Genomic DNA, 15,233 nt, shown 5'->3' with positions numbered 1-15,233 from the left:
GGCGAACTCACAGTGAAAGTGGCGCGCCGAGCAGACTCAACACTGCATCGGCGGCCTGATTGGAGGCATCACGGCGCAGGATGCGGTGAATGGCATCAAAACCTTCAGTCTGCGCGTGGCCGTCTTCGATCAGCGGCAACAGCGTCCGTGCAAGCGCTTCGGGGGTTGCATCATCCTGTAGCAGTTCAGGCACCAGCAAGCGCTGGGCCAGCAGGTTGGGCAGCGACACATAAGGGCTTTTGACCAGCCGCTTGAGCACCCAGAACGTCAGCGGTGCCATGCGGTAGGCAACCACCATCGGGCGCTTGTAAAGCAGGGCTTCCAGCGTGGCAGTGCCAGAGGCGATCAGCACCGCATCGCAGGCGGCCAGCGCCACATGCGATCGCCCGTCGAGCAAAGTGATCGGCAGATCGCGACCTTGCAGCAACTGCTCCACCTGAGCACGGCGCTGTGGGCTGGCGCAGGGCAGCACGAAACGCAGGCCAGAACGCTCGACCAGCAGGCGCTCGGCGGCATCAAAAAACAGCGCGCCCAGACGACCGACTTCGCCCCCCCGGCTACCCGGCATCAACGCAACAACCGGACCGTCGACCGACAGGCCCAGCTCGGCACGGGCAGCACCACGATCGGATTCAAGGGGGATGGTGTCTGCCAGCGGATGGCCGACAAAACGCACCGGCACGCCCTTCTCTTCGTAAAAGCGCGCCTCGAAAGGCAGCAGCGTGAGCATAAGGTCGCAGCCTTCGCGGATCTTCAGCACACGCTTTTGACGCCAGGCCCAGACCGACGGGCTGACGTAGTGCACGGTCTTGATACCGGCGCGACGCAGCTGCAGCTCGATGTTGAGCGTGAAATCCGGGGCATCGATGCCGATGAACACATCGGGTTTTTCATCGATCAGGGTCTGGACCAGCAGCTTGCGTCGGGCCAGCAGCTCGCGCAGCCGCCCCAACACTTCCACCAACCCCATCACCGACAGACGCTCCATCGGGAAATAGGACTGCATGCCCTCGGCTTCCATCAGCGGGCCGCCCACGCCGATGAAACGAACATCGGGATGACGTGCTTTCAGGGCACGCATCAGGCCGGATCCGAGGATATCACCGGATGCCTCGCCAGCGACCAGTGCGATACGTAAGGGGCTGGTCATGGTTAGCGAATGATGCCGCGAGTCGACGTTTGAATGGACTGCAGAAACACTGCGACCTCAGGAAACTGCGCCGCAGGTTCAGCCAGATCAGCCAGCGCCTGAGCGATAGTCAGCCCTTGGCGATAGACGGTCTTGTAGGCCCGGCGCAGAGCATGAATGGCTTCTTCGGAGAAACCACGACGGCGCATGCCTTCGAAATTCATGCTGCGCGCCTCGGCCGGGTTACCGAACACCGTTACAAACGCCGGAACGTCCTTGCCGATGGCCGTGCCCATGCCGGAGAAACTGTGCGCGCCGATGTGGCAGAACTGATGCACCAGGGTAAAACCGGACAGAATGGCCCAGTCATCCACATGAACATGGCCTGCCAGCGCGGTGTTGTTGACCAGTATCACGTGGTTGCCGATCACACTGTCGTGGCCGATGTGCGCATAGGCCATGATCAGGTTGTGATCGCCCAGCGTCGTCTCGGCACGGTCCTGAACGGTCCCGCGGTGAATGGTCACGCCTTCGCGAATCACGTTGTGATCGCCGATGACAAGACGGGTTTCCTCACCCTTGTACTTGAGATCTGGCGTGTCCTCGCCCACCGATGAAAACTGGTAGATGCGATTATGCTTGCCGATCTTCGTTGGCCCCCTGAGGACAACATGAGGACCGACAACTGTACCCTCGCCAATTTCCACACCAGGTCCGATGATCGACCAAGGGCCGACCTCAACGTTGTCGGCCAGAATGGCCGTCGGATCGATGATTGCGCGAGGGTCAATCAAACTCATAGTTTGCGTTCCGCACAGATGATTTCGGCAGAGCATACCGCTTTGCCATCAACGGTGGCCTTGCACTCAAACTTCCAGATCTGGCGTTTGCTGCTCAGGAACGTTGCTTCAAGGACCAGTTTGTCACCCGGAAAAACCGGTTGGCGGAAGCGCAGCTTGTCCGAACCCACGAAATAATAGAGCGTGCCGTCGGATGGCTTGGAGTCGAGCATCTTGAAAGCAAGAATACCCGCTGCCTGAGCCATGGCCTCAATGATCAGAACGCCCGGCATGATTGGATGCTGGGGGAAGTGACCGTTGAAGAAAGGCTCGTTGACGCTGACATTCTTGTAGGCGCGAATGTTCTTGTTCTCGATATCCAGCTCGGTCACGCGGTCCACCAGCAGGAACGGGTAACGATGAGGCAGGTATTCGCGGATTTCGTTGATGTCCATCATTTCGAGAGGAAGCCTGTAGTAAAGATTAGGAGTGCGTCGCGACTGCGCAACACCCCTCTACATCAAGGAGGCAGTTTATCGACTGTGCACGCTTGATATTAAAAAGGTATCAGCCATCAGATGAGCGATTATCGGCGCAGGTCACCGTCTCGACAGCCTTTTCGAGCTTTTGCAGACGTCGCGCCATGTCATCGATCTTGCGCAGACGAGCTGCACTCTTGCGCCATTCGGCAGCTGGCTGCATTGCCGTACCCGACGAGTAGGAACCCGGTTCGGTGATGGAATGGGTCACCATGGTCATGCCGGTGATGAAAACGCCATCACAGATGTCGATATGCCCCACCAGCCCGACGCCGCCGGCCAGCATACAATGCTTGCCGATTTTGGTGCTTCCGGAGATGCCGACACACGCAGCCATTGCCGTGTGATCGCCAATCTGCACGTTGTGGGCAATCTGGATCTGGTTGTCCAGTTTCACACCATTGCCAATTCGCGTATCAGCCAGTGCACCACGATCGATCGCGGTATTGACGCCGATCTCGACGTCGTCACCCAGGGTGACGCCACCGATTTGTGCAATCTTCTGCCAGACACCCTTGTCGTTGGCAAAGCCAAAGCCTTCGCCGCCCAGCACCGCACCCGACTGAATGACCACACGTTTGCCAATGCGCACGTCGTGGTAAAGCGTCACACGCGGAGCCAGCCAGCCACCTTCACCGATCTCGCTACGGGCGCCGATGAAGCAATGCGCACCGATGGTGACATTGGCTGCGATACGGGCACCGCTCTCGATCAAAGCAAACGCGCCGATGCTGGCCGCAGGATCAACCTGCGCATCCTCGGCAATCACGGCTGTCGGATGAACGCCTGCGCTACTTTTGGGCTTGGGGTCAAAAAAATGCGAAATGCGCGCGTAGGCCAGATAAGGATCCGGCACCAATAGCGCATCGCCGGTGTAACCGTCGGCATCTGCAGGCTTGAGCAGCACGGCAGCGGCCTGGGTATCGACCAGGTATTTACGGTATTGAGGTTTTGCCAGGAAACTGATTTGACCAGGGCCGGCCTCTTCCAGAGCGGCCAGCCCGATAATGTCCTTGTCCTTGTCGCCACGTAGCGTAGCGCCAAGGAACTCGGCCAGCTGGCCGAGCTTGATGGTTATGCTCATGGTTACTTCAGCTGGTTCATGCGCTCGATGACCTGGCGAGTAACGTCATACTGAGGTTTGACGTCAATCACAGCACCGCGCTCGAAGACCAGATCGAAACCACCTTTCTTGATGACTTCTTCGACAGCCTGATCCAGTTTCGGCTTCAGCTGCTTGAGCATTTCACGGTCAGCAACGGCTTTGGCCTCGTTCAATTCCTTGGACTGGAACTGGAAGTCACGAGCCTTTTGCTTGAATTCAAGCTCCAGACGCTCACGCTCAGGCTGAGCCATCTTGTCGCCACCACTGACCAGACGGTCCTGAATGCCTTTGGCGCTGCTTTCCAGGCTTTTCAGCTTGGTCAGTTGCGGGCCGAATTTCTTTTCGGCATCAACGGCGTATTTCTTGGCAGCGTCAGATTCCAGCAAGGCCATCTGATAGTTCAGTACCGCAATTTTCATGTCGGCAAATGCAGGGCTTGCGACCAGAACGGTGGCCAGCAGTACCAATTGAGTCAACTTACGCACAATACAACTCCTACAAAATTCGTTGCGTTATCAAAGGTCAGACGCTTAGAAAGTCTGACCCAGGGAGAATTGGAAGACCTGGGTTTCTGCTTCGTCGTCCGGCTTCTTGATCGGCATCGCCAAGGCGAAGCTCAGAGGACCGAGCGCGGTGATCCAGGTGACGCCGATACCCACAGAGCTGGCCATGCCGGACAGGTCGATGTTGTTGCACTCGACTTTCTTGCCGCTGGCTGTCGTCTTGTTGGAATCGCACTTGGTATCAAACACGTTGCCGACGTCCCAGAACACGGAGGTGCGCAGGGAACGCTGATCCTTGATGAACGGCAGCGGGAACATGACTTCTACACCGCCTTGTACAAGAGCATTGCCGCCGAACGGCAGTGGATCCTGGTCAGGGTCTGCGATGGTGCCAGGGTTGGTACCTTGGCTCGGCGTACTGCGAGGACCAAGTGTGCTGTCCTTGAAGCCACGAACCGAGTTGAAACCGCCGGCATAGTAGTTCTCGTAGAACGGCAGACCCGAGGTCGAACCGTAACCGTCTCCATAACCCAGCTCGGTGTGCAGACGCAGGGTGTAATTATCGGTGATCGGGTGGAAGTACTGCGCACGGTAATCCAGTTTGAAGAACGACAGGTCGCTGCCCGGCAGGGTAGTTTCAAACACCAGACTTTGCGAGTGACCACGGGTGGCCAATACGCCTTTGTTCAGCGTCGATTCAGACCAGCCCACCGAGCCTTTGAAGTTCAGGTACTTGTCGCCTTCGCGGTTAACGAAGTCAAAGATTTCATCGACAGTGTAACGGCCGGTCTTGATCTCATCCTGCTGCACGGTCAGGCCGTAGGTCAGGCGCGAAGTCTCGCTGATCGGGTAGCCGAGGTTGATACCGGCCCCCAGGCTGTCTACCGCGTAGCTTGCAACATCAACGTCGAGGTCATCGTAGTTGGTGGTGCGGTAGAACGCGCTGTAACCCAGGCTGACACCGTCCGGCGTGTAGTACGGATCGACGTAGCTGAAGTTGTAACGGCTCTGGTATTCGCTGCGGGTCAAGCCGATGCTGACCTTGTTACCGGTACCGAGGAAGTTGTTCTGGCTGATCGAACCACCCAGGATCAGACCGGCGCTTTGCGCGAAGCCGACGCTGGCGGTGATCGAGCCGGAAGCCTGCTCTTCTACTGCGTAATTCACATCAACCTGGTCGTCGGTGCCTGGCACAGGTGGCGTTTCGACGTTGACTTCCTTGAAGAAGCCCAGACGGTCCAGACGTGTTTTCGACTGGTCGATCAGGTAGGTCGAAGCCCAGCCGCCTTCCATCTGACGCATTTCGCGGCGCAGCACTTCGTCTTCCGACTTGGTGTTGCCACGGTAGTTGATGCGGTTAACGTAAGCACGCTTGCCGGGATCGACCACGAAGGTGATGTCGACAGTGTGATCTTCGTTGTTCGGGGTCGGCACGCCGTTGACGTTGGCGAAGGTATAGCCTTCGTTACCCAGACGACGGGTGATCAGCTCGGAGGTCGTGGTCATGACCTTGCGCGAGAACACCTGGCCCGGCTGCACCAGCAACAGGGATTTGACCTGATCTTCCGGCACCTTGAGGTCGCCGCTCAGCTTGACCGACTTGACGCTGTATTTTTCGCCTTCATTGACGTTGACCGTGATGTACACGTTCTTTTTGTCAGGCGTGATCGACACCTGGGTCGAGGCGATATCCATGTTGATATAGCCGCGATCGAGGTAGTACGAACGCAGACGCTCAAGGTCACCCGAGAGCTTTTCGCGGGCGTACTTGTCGTCGTTCTTGAAGAACGACAGCCAGTTGCTGGTCTTCAGCTCGAACAGGTCGGTCAGGTCTTCGTCGGAAAAGACCGTGTTGCCCACCACGTTGATGTGCTGGATGGAGGCAACGGTGCCTTCATTGATGTTGATCTTCAGGCCCACACGGTTGCGTGGCTGAGGAACAACCTCGGCGTCGACCTCGGCGGAGTAACGACCCTGGGCAACGTATTGACGTTGCAGCTCGTTACGCACGCCTTCGAGGGTCGCACGCTGGAAAATTTCACCTTCGGCCAGACCGGACTGTTTCAGCCCTTTCATCAGGTCTTCAGTGGAGATGGCCTTGTTGCCCTCGATTTCGATACTCGCAACCGACGGGCGTTCGACGACGTTGATGACGAGCACGTTGCCATCGCGACCCAGCTGGATATCTTGAAAGAAACCGGTTTTGAACAACGAACGGGTAGCATCGACCAGACGACCGTCATCCGCCTGCTCGCCTACGTTCAGCGGCAACGCACCAAAGACGCTGCCGGCGGAAACCCGCTGCAGGCCATTGACGCGGATATCGGAGATGGTGAAGGACTCGGCGTGAACTTCAGCGATCATCAGTGCGGAAAGAACCGCAGTTAGCAGCAGACGTTTCATGAAGTCCTTTCTTATTCCAACTGGCAATAAACAAACTGCCGCAAAATGCGGCAGATTCGCAACTCGGTAAGGCTTTTCGGCAAAGCGTTACAGTCGGCCCAGATCGTTGACCAGCGCGAGCAACATTACGCCCACCACCAGACTGATACCGATCTGCGCCCCCCAACCTTGAACCTTTTCCGAAAGGGGACGACCACGCGCCCACTCGATCAGATAAAACAACAAATGCCCCCCGTCCAGGACAGGAATGGGCAGCAAATTCAGAACACCCAGGCTTATGCTCAGGTAGGCGAGGAAATTCAGAAAATCTCCAAGGCCTGACTGGGCCGAAGCGCCCGCCACTTTAGCAATGGTTATCGGTCCACTCAAGTTTTTTACCGAGAGCTCGCCGAACAACATTTTCTTGAGCGAGTCCAGGGTCAGCACACTCATGGTCCAGGTGCGCTTTACACCCTCGGCCATCGCGGCGAAAGGCCCGTAACTGACCTCGCGCAGCATTTCCGGTGGCCAATCGACAGCTTTGACACCGGCACCCAGGTAACCTGCGGCAGCCTTGCCTTCGCCTCGGACTGCAAGGGTAACAGGTATGTCCGCCTGCACGCCGTCACGCTCGATGCGCATTGAAACCTTGGCTTCGGGACGCTCGCGCACCCGATCAACAACCTGTTGCCACTCACTGAGAGGCTGGCCGTCCATCGAAATCAGGCGATCACCTGTTTTAAGCCCGGCGCTCTGAGCCGGCCCCTTCGGGTCGATCTCTGCCAGCACCGGCAGCAAGGCCGGACGCCACGGACGGATGCCTAGAGATTTGATCGGATCAGGCTCTTCAGCGCCCTTGAGCCAGTCGCTGAGTACCAGCTCGCGAGAGGTATCGACCGTCGAGCCCTGATCCCTGACCTTGAGCGCGATGGTACCGCTTTCGCCCAGGCGGCGGACCAGTTGCAGATTGACCCCGGCCCAGCCCGATGTCGGCTCGCCATCGACAGCGACAACTTCCTGCCCGGCAGTCAAACCGGCTTGCTGAGCAATACTGCCGGACTCGACGGCACCGATGACCGGGCGAACCTGCTCGCTGCCCATCATCGCCAGCACCCAGAAGAACGCGATGGCCAACAGGAAGTTGGCGGTAGGACCTGCGATCACGATCGCAATGCGCTGCCCTACGGTCTTGCGGTTGAAAGACTGATCAGCCAGCTCCGGCGGAACATTGCCTTCACGCTCGTCGAGCATCTTCACGTAGCCGCCCAGAGGAATCGCAGCGACGACGTACTCAGTCCCCTGACGATCACTCCAGCGCAGCAACGGCGTGCCGAAGCCTACCGAAAAACGCAGCACCTTGACGCCACAGCGCCTGGCCACCCAGAAGTGGCCAAACTCGTGAAAGGTCACCAGCACGCCCAGCGCAACAAGGGTGCCGAGAATCATATATAAAGCGCTCATCAGCCTTCTCCGGGTACCGACTGCTCGGCCAGTGTGTTAATCATCGCAAGCCGCGAGGCCCACCCTTGACGCACCACATCAACCCTTTCATTCATATTCTGGCGTGTTGTCTGGCGCTTATCGCTCGTTTCTTTCGAGCCATTGGCCTGCCAGCAAACGCGCCTTCGCATCCGCTGCAAATACCGCATCGAGCCCTTCGACCACAGTCGCAGGCTCATGATTCAGAACCTCCTCAATGATACCGGCGATTTCCAGGTAACGGATACGCCCATCGAGAAATGCCGCCACAGCCACTTCATTGGCGGCGTTGAGCATGGCGGGCGCACTGCCGCCAGCCTCGGCAGCCTGACGCGCCAGCCTCAGGCAAGGAAAGCGCTCCTCGTCGGGCTCTTGAAAATTCAGCTGACCAATGCGAAACAGATCCAGTGGCGCGACGCCAGAGTCTACACGTGCAGGCCACGCCAGTGCATTGGCAATGGGCGTACGCATGTCGGGATTACCCAGCTGGGCCAGCACAGAGCCATCAACGTAATCGACGAGCGAGTGGATCACGCTTTGAGGGTGAATCACCACCTCGACCTGATCAGGGCGTGCGTCGAACAACCAGCAGGCTTCGATCAGCTCCAGCCCCTTGTTCATCATGGTCGCCGAATCGACCGAAATCTTGCGCCCCATTGACCAGACCGGATGAGCACAGGCCTGCTCCGGGGTCACATCCTGCAACTGCTCCAGCGGCGTTTCGCGAAACGGCCCGCCTGACGCAGTCAACATGATGCGCCGCACACCGACAGCGCCCAGGCCGCGAGCAAAATCGCCGGGCAGGCACTGAAAAATTGCATTGTGCTCGCTGTCGATGGGCAGCAGTACTGCACCGCTCTGGCGCACAGCTTCCATGAACAGGGCGCCGGACATGACCAGCGCTTCCTTGTTGGCCAGCAACACCTTCTTGCCCGCCTCGACCGCAGCCAGTGTCGGACGCAAACCTGCCGCGCCGACGATGGCCGCCATGACTGCGTCAACCCTAGGATGCGCCGCCACTTCGCACAGACCGCCCTCGCCCACCAGCACTCGGGTATCGAGCCCGGCCGCCGCCAGGTCATCCTGCAATTTTCGAGCGGCAACCTGCTCGGGCACTACCGCGTATTGCGGCGTGTGCTTGATGCACAGTGCCAGCAACTCATCCAGACGACTGAAGCCGGTGAGCGCAAAAACCTGATAAAGAGCCGGATGACGTGCAACGACATCCAGCGTGCTCAGACCAATCGAGCCGGTTGCACCCAGAATTGTTATTTGTTGCGGCCCACTCACATGACACCCCAGTCAGCGGCCCACAACAGCACGGCAAATACCGGAATGGCCGCCGTCAGGCTGTCGATGCGGTCCAGTACGCCGCCGTGTCCAGGCAGCAGATTACTGCTGTCCTTGACCCCGGACTGGCGCTTGAACATGCTTTCGGTGAGGTCACCGATCACGGAAATGAATACGATCACAGCAGCGCCCAGCAGCGCGGCGATGAACTGGACGACGGTCCAGTCACGAGAAACACCGACTGCCGCGGTGATACCCAGACTGACCACCAGACCGCCGTACACGCCTTCCCAGCTTTTACCGGGGCTTACCTTGGGAGCCAGCTTGCGCTTGCCGAAAGCCTTGCCGGAGAAATACGCGCCGATGTCAGCCGCCCACACCAGCACCATCACCGCGAGGATCAGCCAGTTACCCAGCGGCCATTGCTTGATGAGCACCAACCCCTGCCACGCAGGCAGCAGGATCAGCAGACCGATCACCAGCTTGCAGGCAGCACTGGCCCAGTGACTGCTGGAATCGGGGTAAGTCAGAACAAGGAAGGTCGCAACGCCCCACCAGATGACTGCCGCGACCAATACCCAGGGTTCAAGACCCGGCAGCAGGTACATGAAAAACAGCAGCACAGCGACCAGGGCCGCATACCCCACACGCATCGACTGGGCAGCAAAGCCCGCCAACCGCGCCCATTCCCAGGCACCCAGCACGACCACTACGCCGATAAACAGCGCAAAGTACATGCCGGTCAGCAGGAAAAAGCCGCACAGGGCGATTGGCAACAGAATGAGTGCCGTGATGATCCGTTGTTTCAGCATTAAGCCCGGGCTCCAGCTTCTACCTGTTCGCTGGTCTTACCGAAGCGACGTTGGCGAGAAGCGAAATCTGCCAGCGCGGCGCGCATGGCATCGTGTTTGAAGTCCGGCCAGAACAGGTCGGAGAAATACAGCTCGGCGTAAGCCAGCTGCCAAAGCAGAAAGTTGCTGATGCGATGCTCGCCACCAGTGCGAATGCACAGGTCAGGCAGCGGCAGATCGCCCGTCGCCAGACAGGTCTGCAACAACTCGGGGGTAATGTCCTCCGGCTGCAGATGCCCTGCCTGAACCTCGCGCGCCAGTCGCTGGGCCGCTTGCGCGATATCCCACTGCCCGCCGTAGTTGGCAGCGATCTGCAGCACAAAGCGGCTATTGCCAGACGTCCGCACTTCCGCCTCGCGCATCGCAGCCTGAAGCTCAGGATGAAAGCGCGAACGGTCACCGATGATCCGCAGGCTGATGTCGTTCTCGTTCAAGCGCTTGGTTTCACGGCGCAATGCCGTGAAAAACAGCTCCATCAACGCACCGACCTCTTCGGCCGGGCGCTGCCAGTTCTCGCTGGAGAACGCGAACAATGTCAGCACTTCGACCTTGGCTTCGGCGCAGACCTCGATAACAGCCCGCACAGCGTCGACACCAGCCTTGTGGCCAGCCACACCCGTTAACAGGCGTTTTCTGGCCCAGCGATTATTGCCATCCATGATAATCGCGACGTGGCGCGGTACCGAAGACGGCCCGGCCGATTTTATTTTTTCCATGAAAGCGTCCGAAACCTTAAACAGCCATCAGATCAGCTTCTTTCTGCTTGACCGCAACTTCGATTTCCGCCACGAACTTGTCGGTCAGCTTCTGGACGTCGTCAGCAGCACGGCGCTCTTCGTCTTCGCTGATTTCCTTGTCCTTGACGAGGTCTTTCAACTGACTCAGCGCGTCGCGACGAATGTTGCGTACGGCAACACGGGCGTCTTCGGCAGCATCACGCGCCTGCTTGGTGAAGCCCTTGCGGGTTTCCTCGGTCAGCGCAGGCATGGAGATCAGCAGCAGCTCGCCCAGGTTGGTCGGATTGAAGCCCAGACCGGAGCTCTGGATAGCCTTGTCGACCGCCGCGAGCATGTTGCGCTCGAAGGCCACGACCTGAAGGGTGCGCGAGTCTTTGACGGTCACGTTGGCAACCTGGCTCAGCGGGGTGTCGGCACCGTAGTAAGGGACCATGACGCCACCCAGAATGCTTGGGTGAGCCTTGCCGGTACGGATGCGGGTGAACGCGTGAGCCAGCGACTCGAGGCTCTTCTGCATGCGCGTCTGAGCGTCTTTCTTGATTTCGTTGATCATTGTTGGGCTTCCTCGATCAGGGTTCCTTCAGCGCCGCCATGGACGATATTCAGAAGGGCACCCGGCTTGTTCATGTTGAAGACGCGCAATGGCATCTTGTGATCGCGACACAGGCAGATTGCAGTCAGATCCATCACACCCAGCTTGCGATCCAGCACTTCATCGTACGTCAGATGATCGAACTTCTCGGCATTCGGGTCCTTGAACGGATCTGCGGTATACACACCATCTACCTTGGTGGCCTTGAGCACTACATCGGCGTCGATTTCAATCGCGCGCAGGCAGGCAGCCGAATCGGTCGTGAAGAACGGGTTACCAGTACCGGCAGCGAAGATCACCACTTCCTTGGCGCTGAGGTGGCGCATGGCCTTGCGACGATCATAATGATCCGTCACACCCAACATCGAAATGGCCGACATCACAATAGCGGTGATATTAGCGCGCTCCAGCGCATCGCGCATTGCCAGGGCGTTCATCACAGTGGCCAGCATGCCCATGTGGTCGCCTGTTACCCGGTCCATGCCCGCAGCACTCAGTGCCGCACCACGGAACAGGTTACCGCCGCCGATGACCAGACCGACCTGAACACCAATACCGACCAGCTGGCCGACTTCCAGCGCCATGCGGTCCAGCACCTTGGGATCAATGCCGAACTCTTCCGAGCCCATCAGGGCCTCACCGCTGAGCTTGAGTAGAATGCGTTTATAGCGAGCCTGATAACCACTGCCCTGCTGAGCCATTGCGAATCTCTCCTGCGGCGTTTTCTGAAAAAAATCTGTGCTGGCTATCTCAAGCCTGCGCTTACTTTAGCTTGACGCTCGACGAGCGTCGGGAGAATGCAGCCTTGTGAGCCCAATCTCCAGGGAAAATTTCCCTTTCTCTTTCGACAAAGAGGCCGCACGCGTGAGCGGGCAGCCTCTTCGGGGCGACAGTTGAAAAACCGTCTTACTGCTTGGCAGCAGCCAGTTGAGCAGCAACTTCGTCAGCGAAGTTGTCAACTGGCTTCTCGATGCCTTCGCCTACTTTGAAGTAAGTGAAAGAAACGATTTCAGCGCCGGCTTTCTTGGCCAGATCACCGACCTTGATTTCCGGGTTCTTGACGAACGCTTGCTCAACAAGGCTGGCTTCAGCCAGGAACTTGGTGATACGGCCGCCAACCATCTTCTCGACGATTTCAGCTGGCTTGCCTTTGATCTTGTCTTCGTTCAACTGCAGGAAGACATTCTTCTCGCGCTCGATCGCTTCGGCCGAAACTTCCGAAGGGAACAGGAACTCAGGGTTGCTTGCCGCGACGTGCATGGCGATATCTTTAGCCAGCTCGACGTTGCCGCCTTTAAGGGTAACAACCACACCGATCTTGTTGCCGTGCAGGTAGCTACCTACAACATCACCCTCGATGCGCTTCAGGCGACGAATGTTGACGTTTTCGCCAACCTTGCCGACCAGTACCAGACGTGCAGCTTCCTGAGCTTCAATCAACGGAGCCACATCAGTCAGCTTGTCAGCGAAAGCTTTTTCGACGCTTGCAGCAACGAAATTCTTGAAATCGTCCTGCAGGGCCAGGAAGTCGGTCTGCGAGTTGACTTCGATGATGACAGCCGCTTTGCCGTCGTCCTTGATAGCGATGGCGCCTTCAGCAGCAACGTTGCCTGCTTTTTTAGCGGCCTTGATCGCGCCGGAAGCACGCATGTCGTCGATTGCTTTTTCGATGTCGCCGCCAGCCTTGGTCAAGGCCTTTTTGCAATCCATCATGCCTTCGCCGGTACGCTCGCGCAGTTCTTTGACCAACGCTGCAGTAATCTCTGCCATTTCAAAATCCTCTTGGATAGGTCTTCAACCATTCCACCCGGCTCGCCGGGCGTGCAATTCTGGAAAAATCAGGGTGGCAGCAACACATGACAGCAAGGTCATGGCTACAGACCGACAAATCATTTCCTAGGTGGCAAAAAGGGGGCTAAGCCCCCTTTTCGCGTACTGAGTAAACGCCAGGCGTTTGTACTCAGCCTTCTACAGCAGCTGCAGCTGGAGCTTCTTCGACGAATACGTCGGTGCCGCCAGCAACATTGTTACGACCACGGATAACAGCGTCAGCCATCGAACCCATGTACAGCTGGATGGCGCGGATTGCGTCATCGTTGCCCGGGATGATGTAGTCAACGCCTTCCGGGCTGCTGTTGGTATCGACAACGCCGATAACCGGGATGCCCAACTTGTTGGCTTCGGTGATCGCGATGCGCTCGTGATCAACGTCGATAACGAACAGTGCGTCTGGCAGACCGCCCATGTCCTTGATACCACCCAGGCTGCGATCCAGTTTTTCCAGATCACGGGTGCGCATCAGGGCTTCTTTCTTGGTCAGCTTGGCGAAAGTACCGTCTTCAGCTTGTACTTCCAGCTCGCGCAGACGTTTGATCGACTGACGGATGGTCTTGAAGTTGGTCAGCATGCCGCCCAACCAGCGATGATCGACGTACGGCGAACCGCAACGTGCTGCTTCTTCAGCAACGATCTTGCCAGCGGAACGCTTGGTGCCGACGAACAGAATCTTGTTTTTGCCCGACGCCAGGCGCTCAACGAAAGTCAGAGCTTCGTTGAACATAGGCAGGGTTTTTTCAAGGTTGATGATGTGAATCTTGTTACGCGCGCCGAAAATGTATTTACCCATTTTCGGGTTCCAGTAACGGGTTTGGTGACCGAAGTGCACACCGGCCTTCAGCATATCGCGCATATTGACTTGGGACATGATAGTTCCTTGATAAGTCGGGTTAGGCCTCCACGTATCCCAATGACCAACCAGTGGCATCTGCCAAGGGCACCCAGGTCATCGTGTCGACACGTGTGTGGGTTTGTGCTTCAAGGACGGACCTTGGAAAGCGGCGCATTTTATATCACAAAAGGGAAGAGAACGGAACTCCCATCAAGTTCTTGTTTTGCCGCGCTTTTAGAGAGGCATCGATTGCCTATAGCCTATAGAAGGAAGCGATGATCACCCGGCGCGGGCGGTCTGATAGAATCGCGCCTTTGCGCACCAGCCGCGTGCCGGACACGTCGAGAGATCCAGTATGACCATCACCCTCAAAACCCCGGAAGACATTGAAAGAATGCGCATCGCCGGCCGCCTGGCCGCCGAAGTTCTGGAAATGATCGCGCCCCATGTCAAACCGGGCGTCACCACCGAAGAACTGGACCGCATCTGCCATGACTACATCGTCAACGAGCAGCAGGCGATCCCGGCTCCGCTGAACTACAAAGGCTTTCCCAAGTCGATCTGCACCTCGATCAATCAGGTGGTCTGCCACGGCATCCCCAGCGACAGGAAGCTCAAGGACGGCGACTCGCTGAACATCGACGTCACAGTCATCAAGGACGGTTACCACGGCGACACCAGCAGAATGTTTCACGTCGGCACCGTCCCGGTGTGGGCTGAACGCCTGTCGAAAGTGACCCAGGAATGCCTGTACAAGGCCATCGAGATCGTCAAACCCGGCACCCATCTGGGCGACATCGGTGCGGTCATTCAGAAACACGCTGAAAAGAATGGTTTCTCTGTGGTTCGCGAATTCTGCGGGCACGGTATCGGCAAAGTGTTTCACGAAGAGCCGCAAGTCATGCATTTCGGCGAGGCCGGCACCGGTATTCAGCTCAAGGAAGGCATGACTTTCACCATCGAGCCGATGATCAACCAGGGCCGCGCGGAAACCAAGATCCTGGGTGACGGCTGGACCGCGATCACCAAGGACCGCAAGCTCTCGGCGCAATGGGAACACACGCTGCTGGTCACGGCCGACGGTTACGAAATCTTCACTTTACGCAGCGACGATACCATTGCACAAAAGGCTCCCTGACCCCAGCCTGCGTGGCCGAACGCTCGATATCACACTCGCAC

The 15,233-nt window shown here is 57.9% G+C and carries 15 protein-coding genes; 1 reads left to right on the top strand and 14 read right to left on the bottom strand.

The window, feature by feature from the left end; all coding sequences use genetic code 11:
- Positions 1-7: 7 nt before the first annotated feature.
- The 14 genes from lpxB to rpsB all read right to left on the bottom strand — a co-directional run bounded on the left by lpxB (position 8) and on the right by rpsB (position 14,090).
- Positions 8-1,150, bottom strand: coding sequence for a lipid-A-disaccharide synthase (gene lpxB / locus DW49_RS0112695; protein ID WP_005615995.1), 1,143 nt, complete (start codon positions 1,148-1,150; stop codon positions 8-10).
- Positions 1,151-1,152: 2 nt separating this feature from the next.
- Entirely contained in the window at positions 1,153-1,929 is a 777-nt protein-coding gene (gene lpxA, locus DW49_RS0112690) for an acyl-ACP--UDP-N-acetylglucosamine O-acyltransferase (protein WP_003377817.1), read from the bottom strand.
- A complete protein-coding gene (gene fabZ / locus DW49_RS0112685) occupies positions 1,926-2,366 on the bottom strand; it encodes a 3-hydroxyacyl-ACP dehydratase FabZ (RefSeq protein WP_003377815.1) in 441 nt (146 codons plus the stop codon). Before fabZ ends, lpxA begins: the two co-directional genes overlap by 4 nt.
- A gap of 109 nt (positions 2,367-2,475) precedes the next feature.
- A complete protein-coding gene (lpxD, locus tag DW49_RS0112680) occupies positions 2,476-3,531 on the bottom strand; it encodes a UDP-3-O-(3-hydroxymyristoyl)glucosamine N-acyltransferase (protein ID WP_005615992.1) in 1,056 nt (351 codons plus the stop codon).
- Positions 3,532-3,533: 2 nt separating this feature from the next.
- Positions 3,534-4,037 carry an OmpH/Skp family outer membrane protein gene (locus DW49_RS0112675; RefSeq protein ID WP_002554721.1) on the bottom strand — a complete coding sequence of 168 codons (504 nt, stop codon included), beginning with the start codon at positions 4,035-4,037 and terminating at the stop codon, positions 3,534-3,536.
- A 45-nt stretch (positions 4,038-4,082) separates the two neighbouring features.
- The gene (bamA, locus tag DW49_RS0112670) at positions 4,083-6,458 is read right to left on the bottom strand and encodes an outer membrane protein assembly factor BamA (protein WP_005615988.1); all 2,376 of its coding nucleotides are present in this window, start codon (positions 6,456-6,458) and stop codon (positions 4,083-4,085) included.
- 87 nt (positions 6,459-6,545) lie between these two features.
- Positions 6,546-7,898, bottom strand: a complete 1,353-nt coding sequence (gene rseP / locus DW49_RS0112665) for a sigma E protease regulator RseP (protein ID WP_024419707.1) — start codon at positions 7,896-7,898, stop codon at positions 6,546-6,548.
- A gap of 117 nt (positions 7,899-8,015) precedes the next feature.
- Complete coding sequence (ispC, locus tag DW49_RS0112660) at positions 8,016-9,206, bottom strand: 1-deoxy-D-xylulose-5-phosphate reductoisomerase (RefSeq protein WP_005615984.1); 1,191 nt, start codon at positions 9,204-9,206, stop codon at positions 8,016-8,018.
- On the bottom strand, positions 9,203-10,018 hold the full coding sequence (locus tag DW49_RS0112655; RefSeq protein ID WP_005615982.1) for a phosphatidate cytidylyltransferase: 816 nt from the start codon (positions 10,016-10,018) through the stop codon (positions 9,203-9,205). The genes ispC and DW49_RS0112655 overlap by 4 nt, the downstream gene beginning before the upstream one ends.
- A complete protein-coding gene (gene uppS / locus DW49_RS0112650; protein ID WP_005615980.1) occupies positions 10,018-10,773 on the bottom strand; it encodes a polyprenyl diphosphate synthase in 756 nt (251 codons plus the stop codon). Before uppS ends, DW49_RS0112655 begins: the two co-directional genes overlap by 1 nt.
- 16 nt (positions 10,774-10,789) lie before the next feature.
- Positions 10,790-11,347 carry a ribosome recycling factor gene (gene frr / locus DW49_RS0112645; protein ID WP_005615978.1) on the bottom strand — a complete coding sequence of 186 codons (558 nt, stop codon included), beginning with the start codon at positions 11,345-11,347 and terminating at the stop codon, positions 10,790-10,792.
- Positions 11,344-12,087, bottom strand: coding sequence for a UMP kinase (pyrH, locus tag DW49_RS0112640; protein ID WP_002554728.1), 744 nt, complete (start codon positions 12,085-12,087; stop codon positions 11,344-11,346). Before pyrH ends, frr begins: the two co-directional genes overlap by 4 nt.
- A 205-nt stretch (positions 12,088-12,292) precedes the next feature.
- Entirely contained in the window at positions 12,293-13,156 is an 864-nt protein-coding gene (tsf, locus tag DW49_RS0112635) for a translation elongation factor Ts (protein WP_005615974.1), read from the bottom strand.
- Positions 13,157-13,346: 190 nt separating this feature from the next.
- Positions 13,347-14,090: a 30S ribosomal protein S2 gene (gene rpsB, locus DW49_RS0112630; RefSeq protein WP_005615972.1), complete on the bottom strand. Its 744-nt coding sequence runs from the start codon at positions 14,088-14,090 to the stop codon at positions 13,347-13,349.
- 319 nt (positions 14,091-14,409) lie between these two features.
- On the opposite strand from rpsB, the gene map reads away from it, so the two are divergent.
- Positions 14,410-15,192, top strand: a complete 783-nt coding sequence (gene map / locus DW49_RS0112625; RefSeq protein ID WP_005615971.1) for a type I methionyl aminopeptidase — start codon at positions 14,410-14,412, stop codon at positions 15,190-15,192.
- Positions 15,193-15,233 lie beyond the last annotated feature (41 nt).

This window comes from Pseudomonas avellanae BPIC 631 (genome assembly GCF_000444135.1).
Taxonomy (GTDB): Bacteria; Pseudomonadota; Gammaproteobacteria; order Pseudomonadales; family Pseudomonadaceae; genus Aquipseudomonas; species Aquipseudomonas avellanae.
The sequence above is the reverse complement of the archived record's forward strand: the minus strand, read 5'-3'. Positions and strand labels throughout refer to the sequence as shown.

What these genes read in the sequence shown, in the direction of transcription:
- lpxD (WP_005615992.1), bottom strand. Translation starts at nt 3,531, where the DNA reads ATGAGCATAACCATCAAGCTCGGCCAGCTGGCCGAGTTCCTTGGCGCT.
- lpxB (WP_005615995.1), bottom strand. Translation starts at nt 1,150, where the DNA reads ATGACCAGCCCCTTACGTATCGCACTGGTCGCTGGCGAGGCATCCGGT.
- rseP (WP_024419707.1), bottom strand. Translation starts at nt 7,898, where the DNA reads ATGAGCGCTTTATATATGATTCTCGGCACCCTTGTTGCGCTGGGCGTG.
- DW49_RS0112655 (WP_005615982.1), bottom strand. Translation starts at nt 10,018, where the DNA reads ATGCTGAAACAACGGATCATCACGGCACTCATTCTGTTGCCAATCGCC.
- map (WP_005615971.1), top strand. Translation starts at nt 14,410, where the DNA reads ATGACCATCACCCTCAAAACCCCGGAAGACATTGAAAGAATGCGCATC.
- tsf (WP_005615974.1), bottom strand. Translation starts at nt 13,156, where the DNA reads ATGGCAGAGATTACTGCAGCGTTGGTCAAAGAACTGCGCGAGCGTACC.
- fabZ (WP_003377815.1), bottom strand. Translation starts at nt 2,366, where the DNA reads ATGATGGACATCAACGAAATCCGCGAATACCTGCCTCATCGTTACCCG.
- bamA (WP_005615988.1), bottom strand. Translation starts at nt 6,458, where the DNA reads ATGAAACGTCTGCTGCTAACTGCGGTTCTTTCCGCACTGATGATCGCT.
- frr (WP_005615978.1), bottom strand. Translation starts at nt 11,347, where the DNA reads ATGATCAACGAAATCAAGAAAGACGCTCAGACGCGCATGCAGAAGAGC.
- rpsB (WP_005615972.1), bottom strand. Translation starts at nt 14,090, where the DNA reads ATGTCCCAAGTCAATATGCGCGATATGCTGAAGGCCGGTGTGCACTTC.
- pyrH (WP_002554728.1), bottom strand. Translation starts at nt 12,087, where the DNA reads ATGGCTCAGCAGGGCAGTGGTTATCAGGCTCGCTATAAACGCATTCTA.
- lpxA (WP_003377817.1), bottom strand. Translation starts at nt 1,929, where the DNA reads ATGAGTTTGATTGACCCTCGCGCAATCATCGATCCGACGGCCATTCTG.
- uppS (WP_005615980.1), bottom strand. Translation starts at nt 10,773, where the DNA reads ATGGAAAAAATAAAATCGGCCGGGCCGTCTTCGGTACCGCGCCACGTC.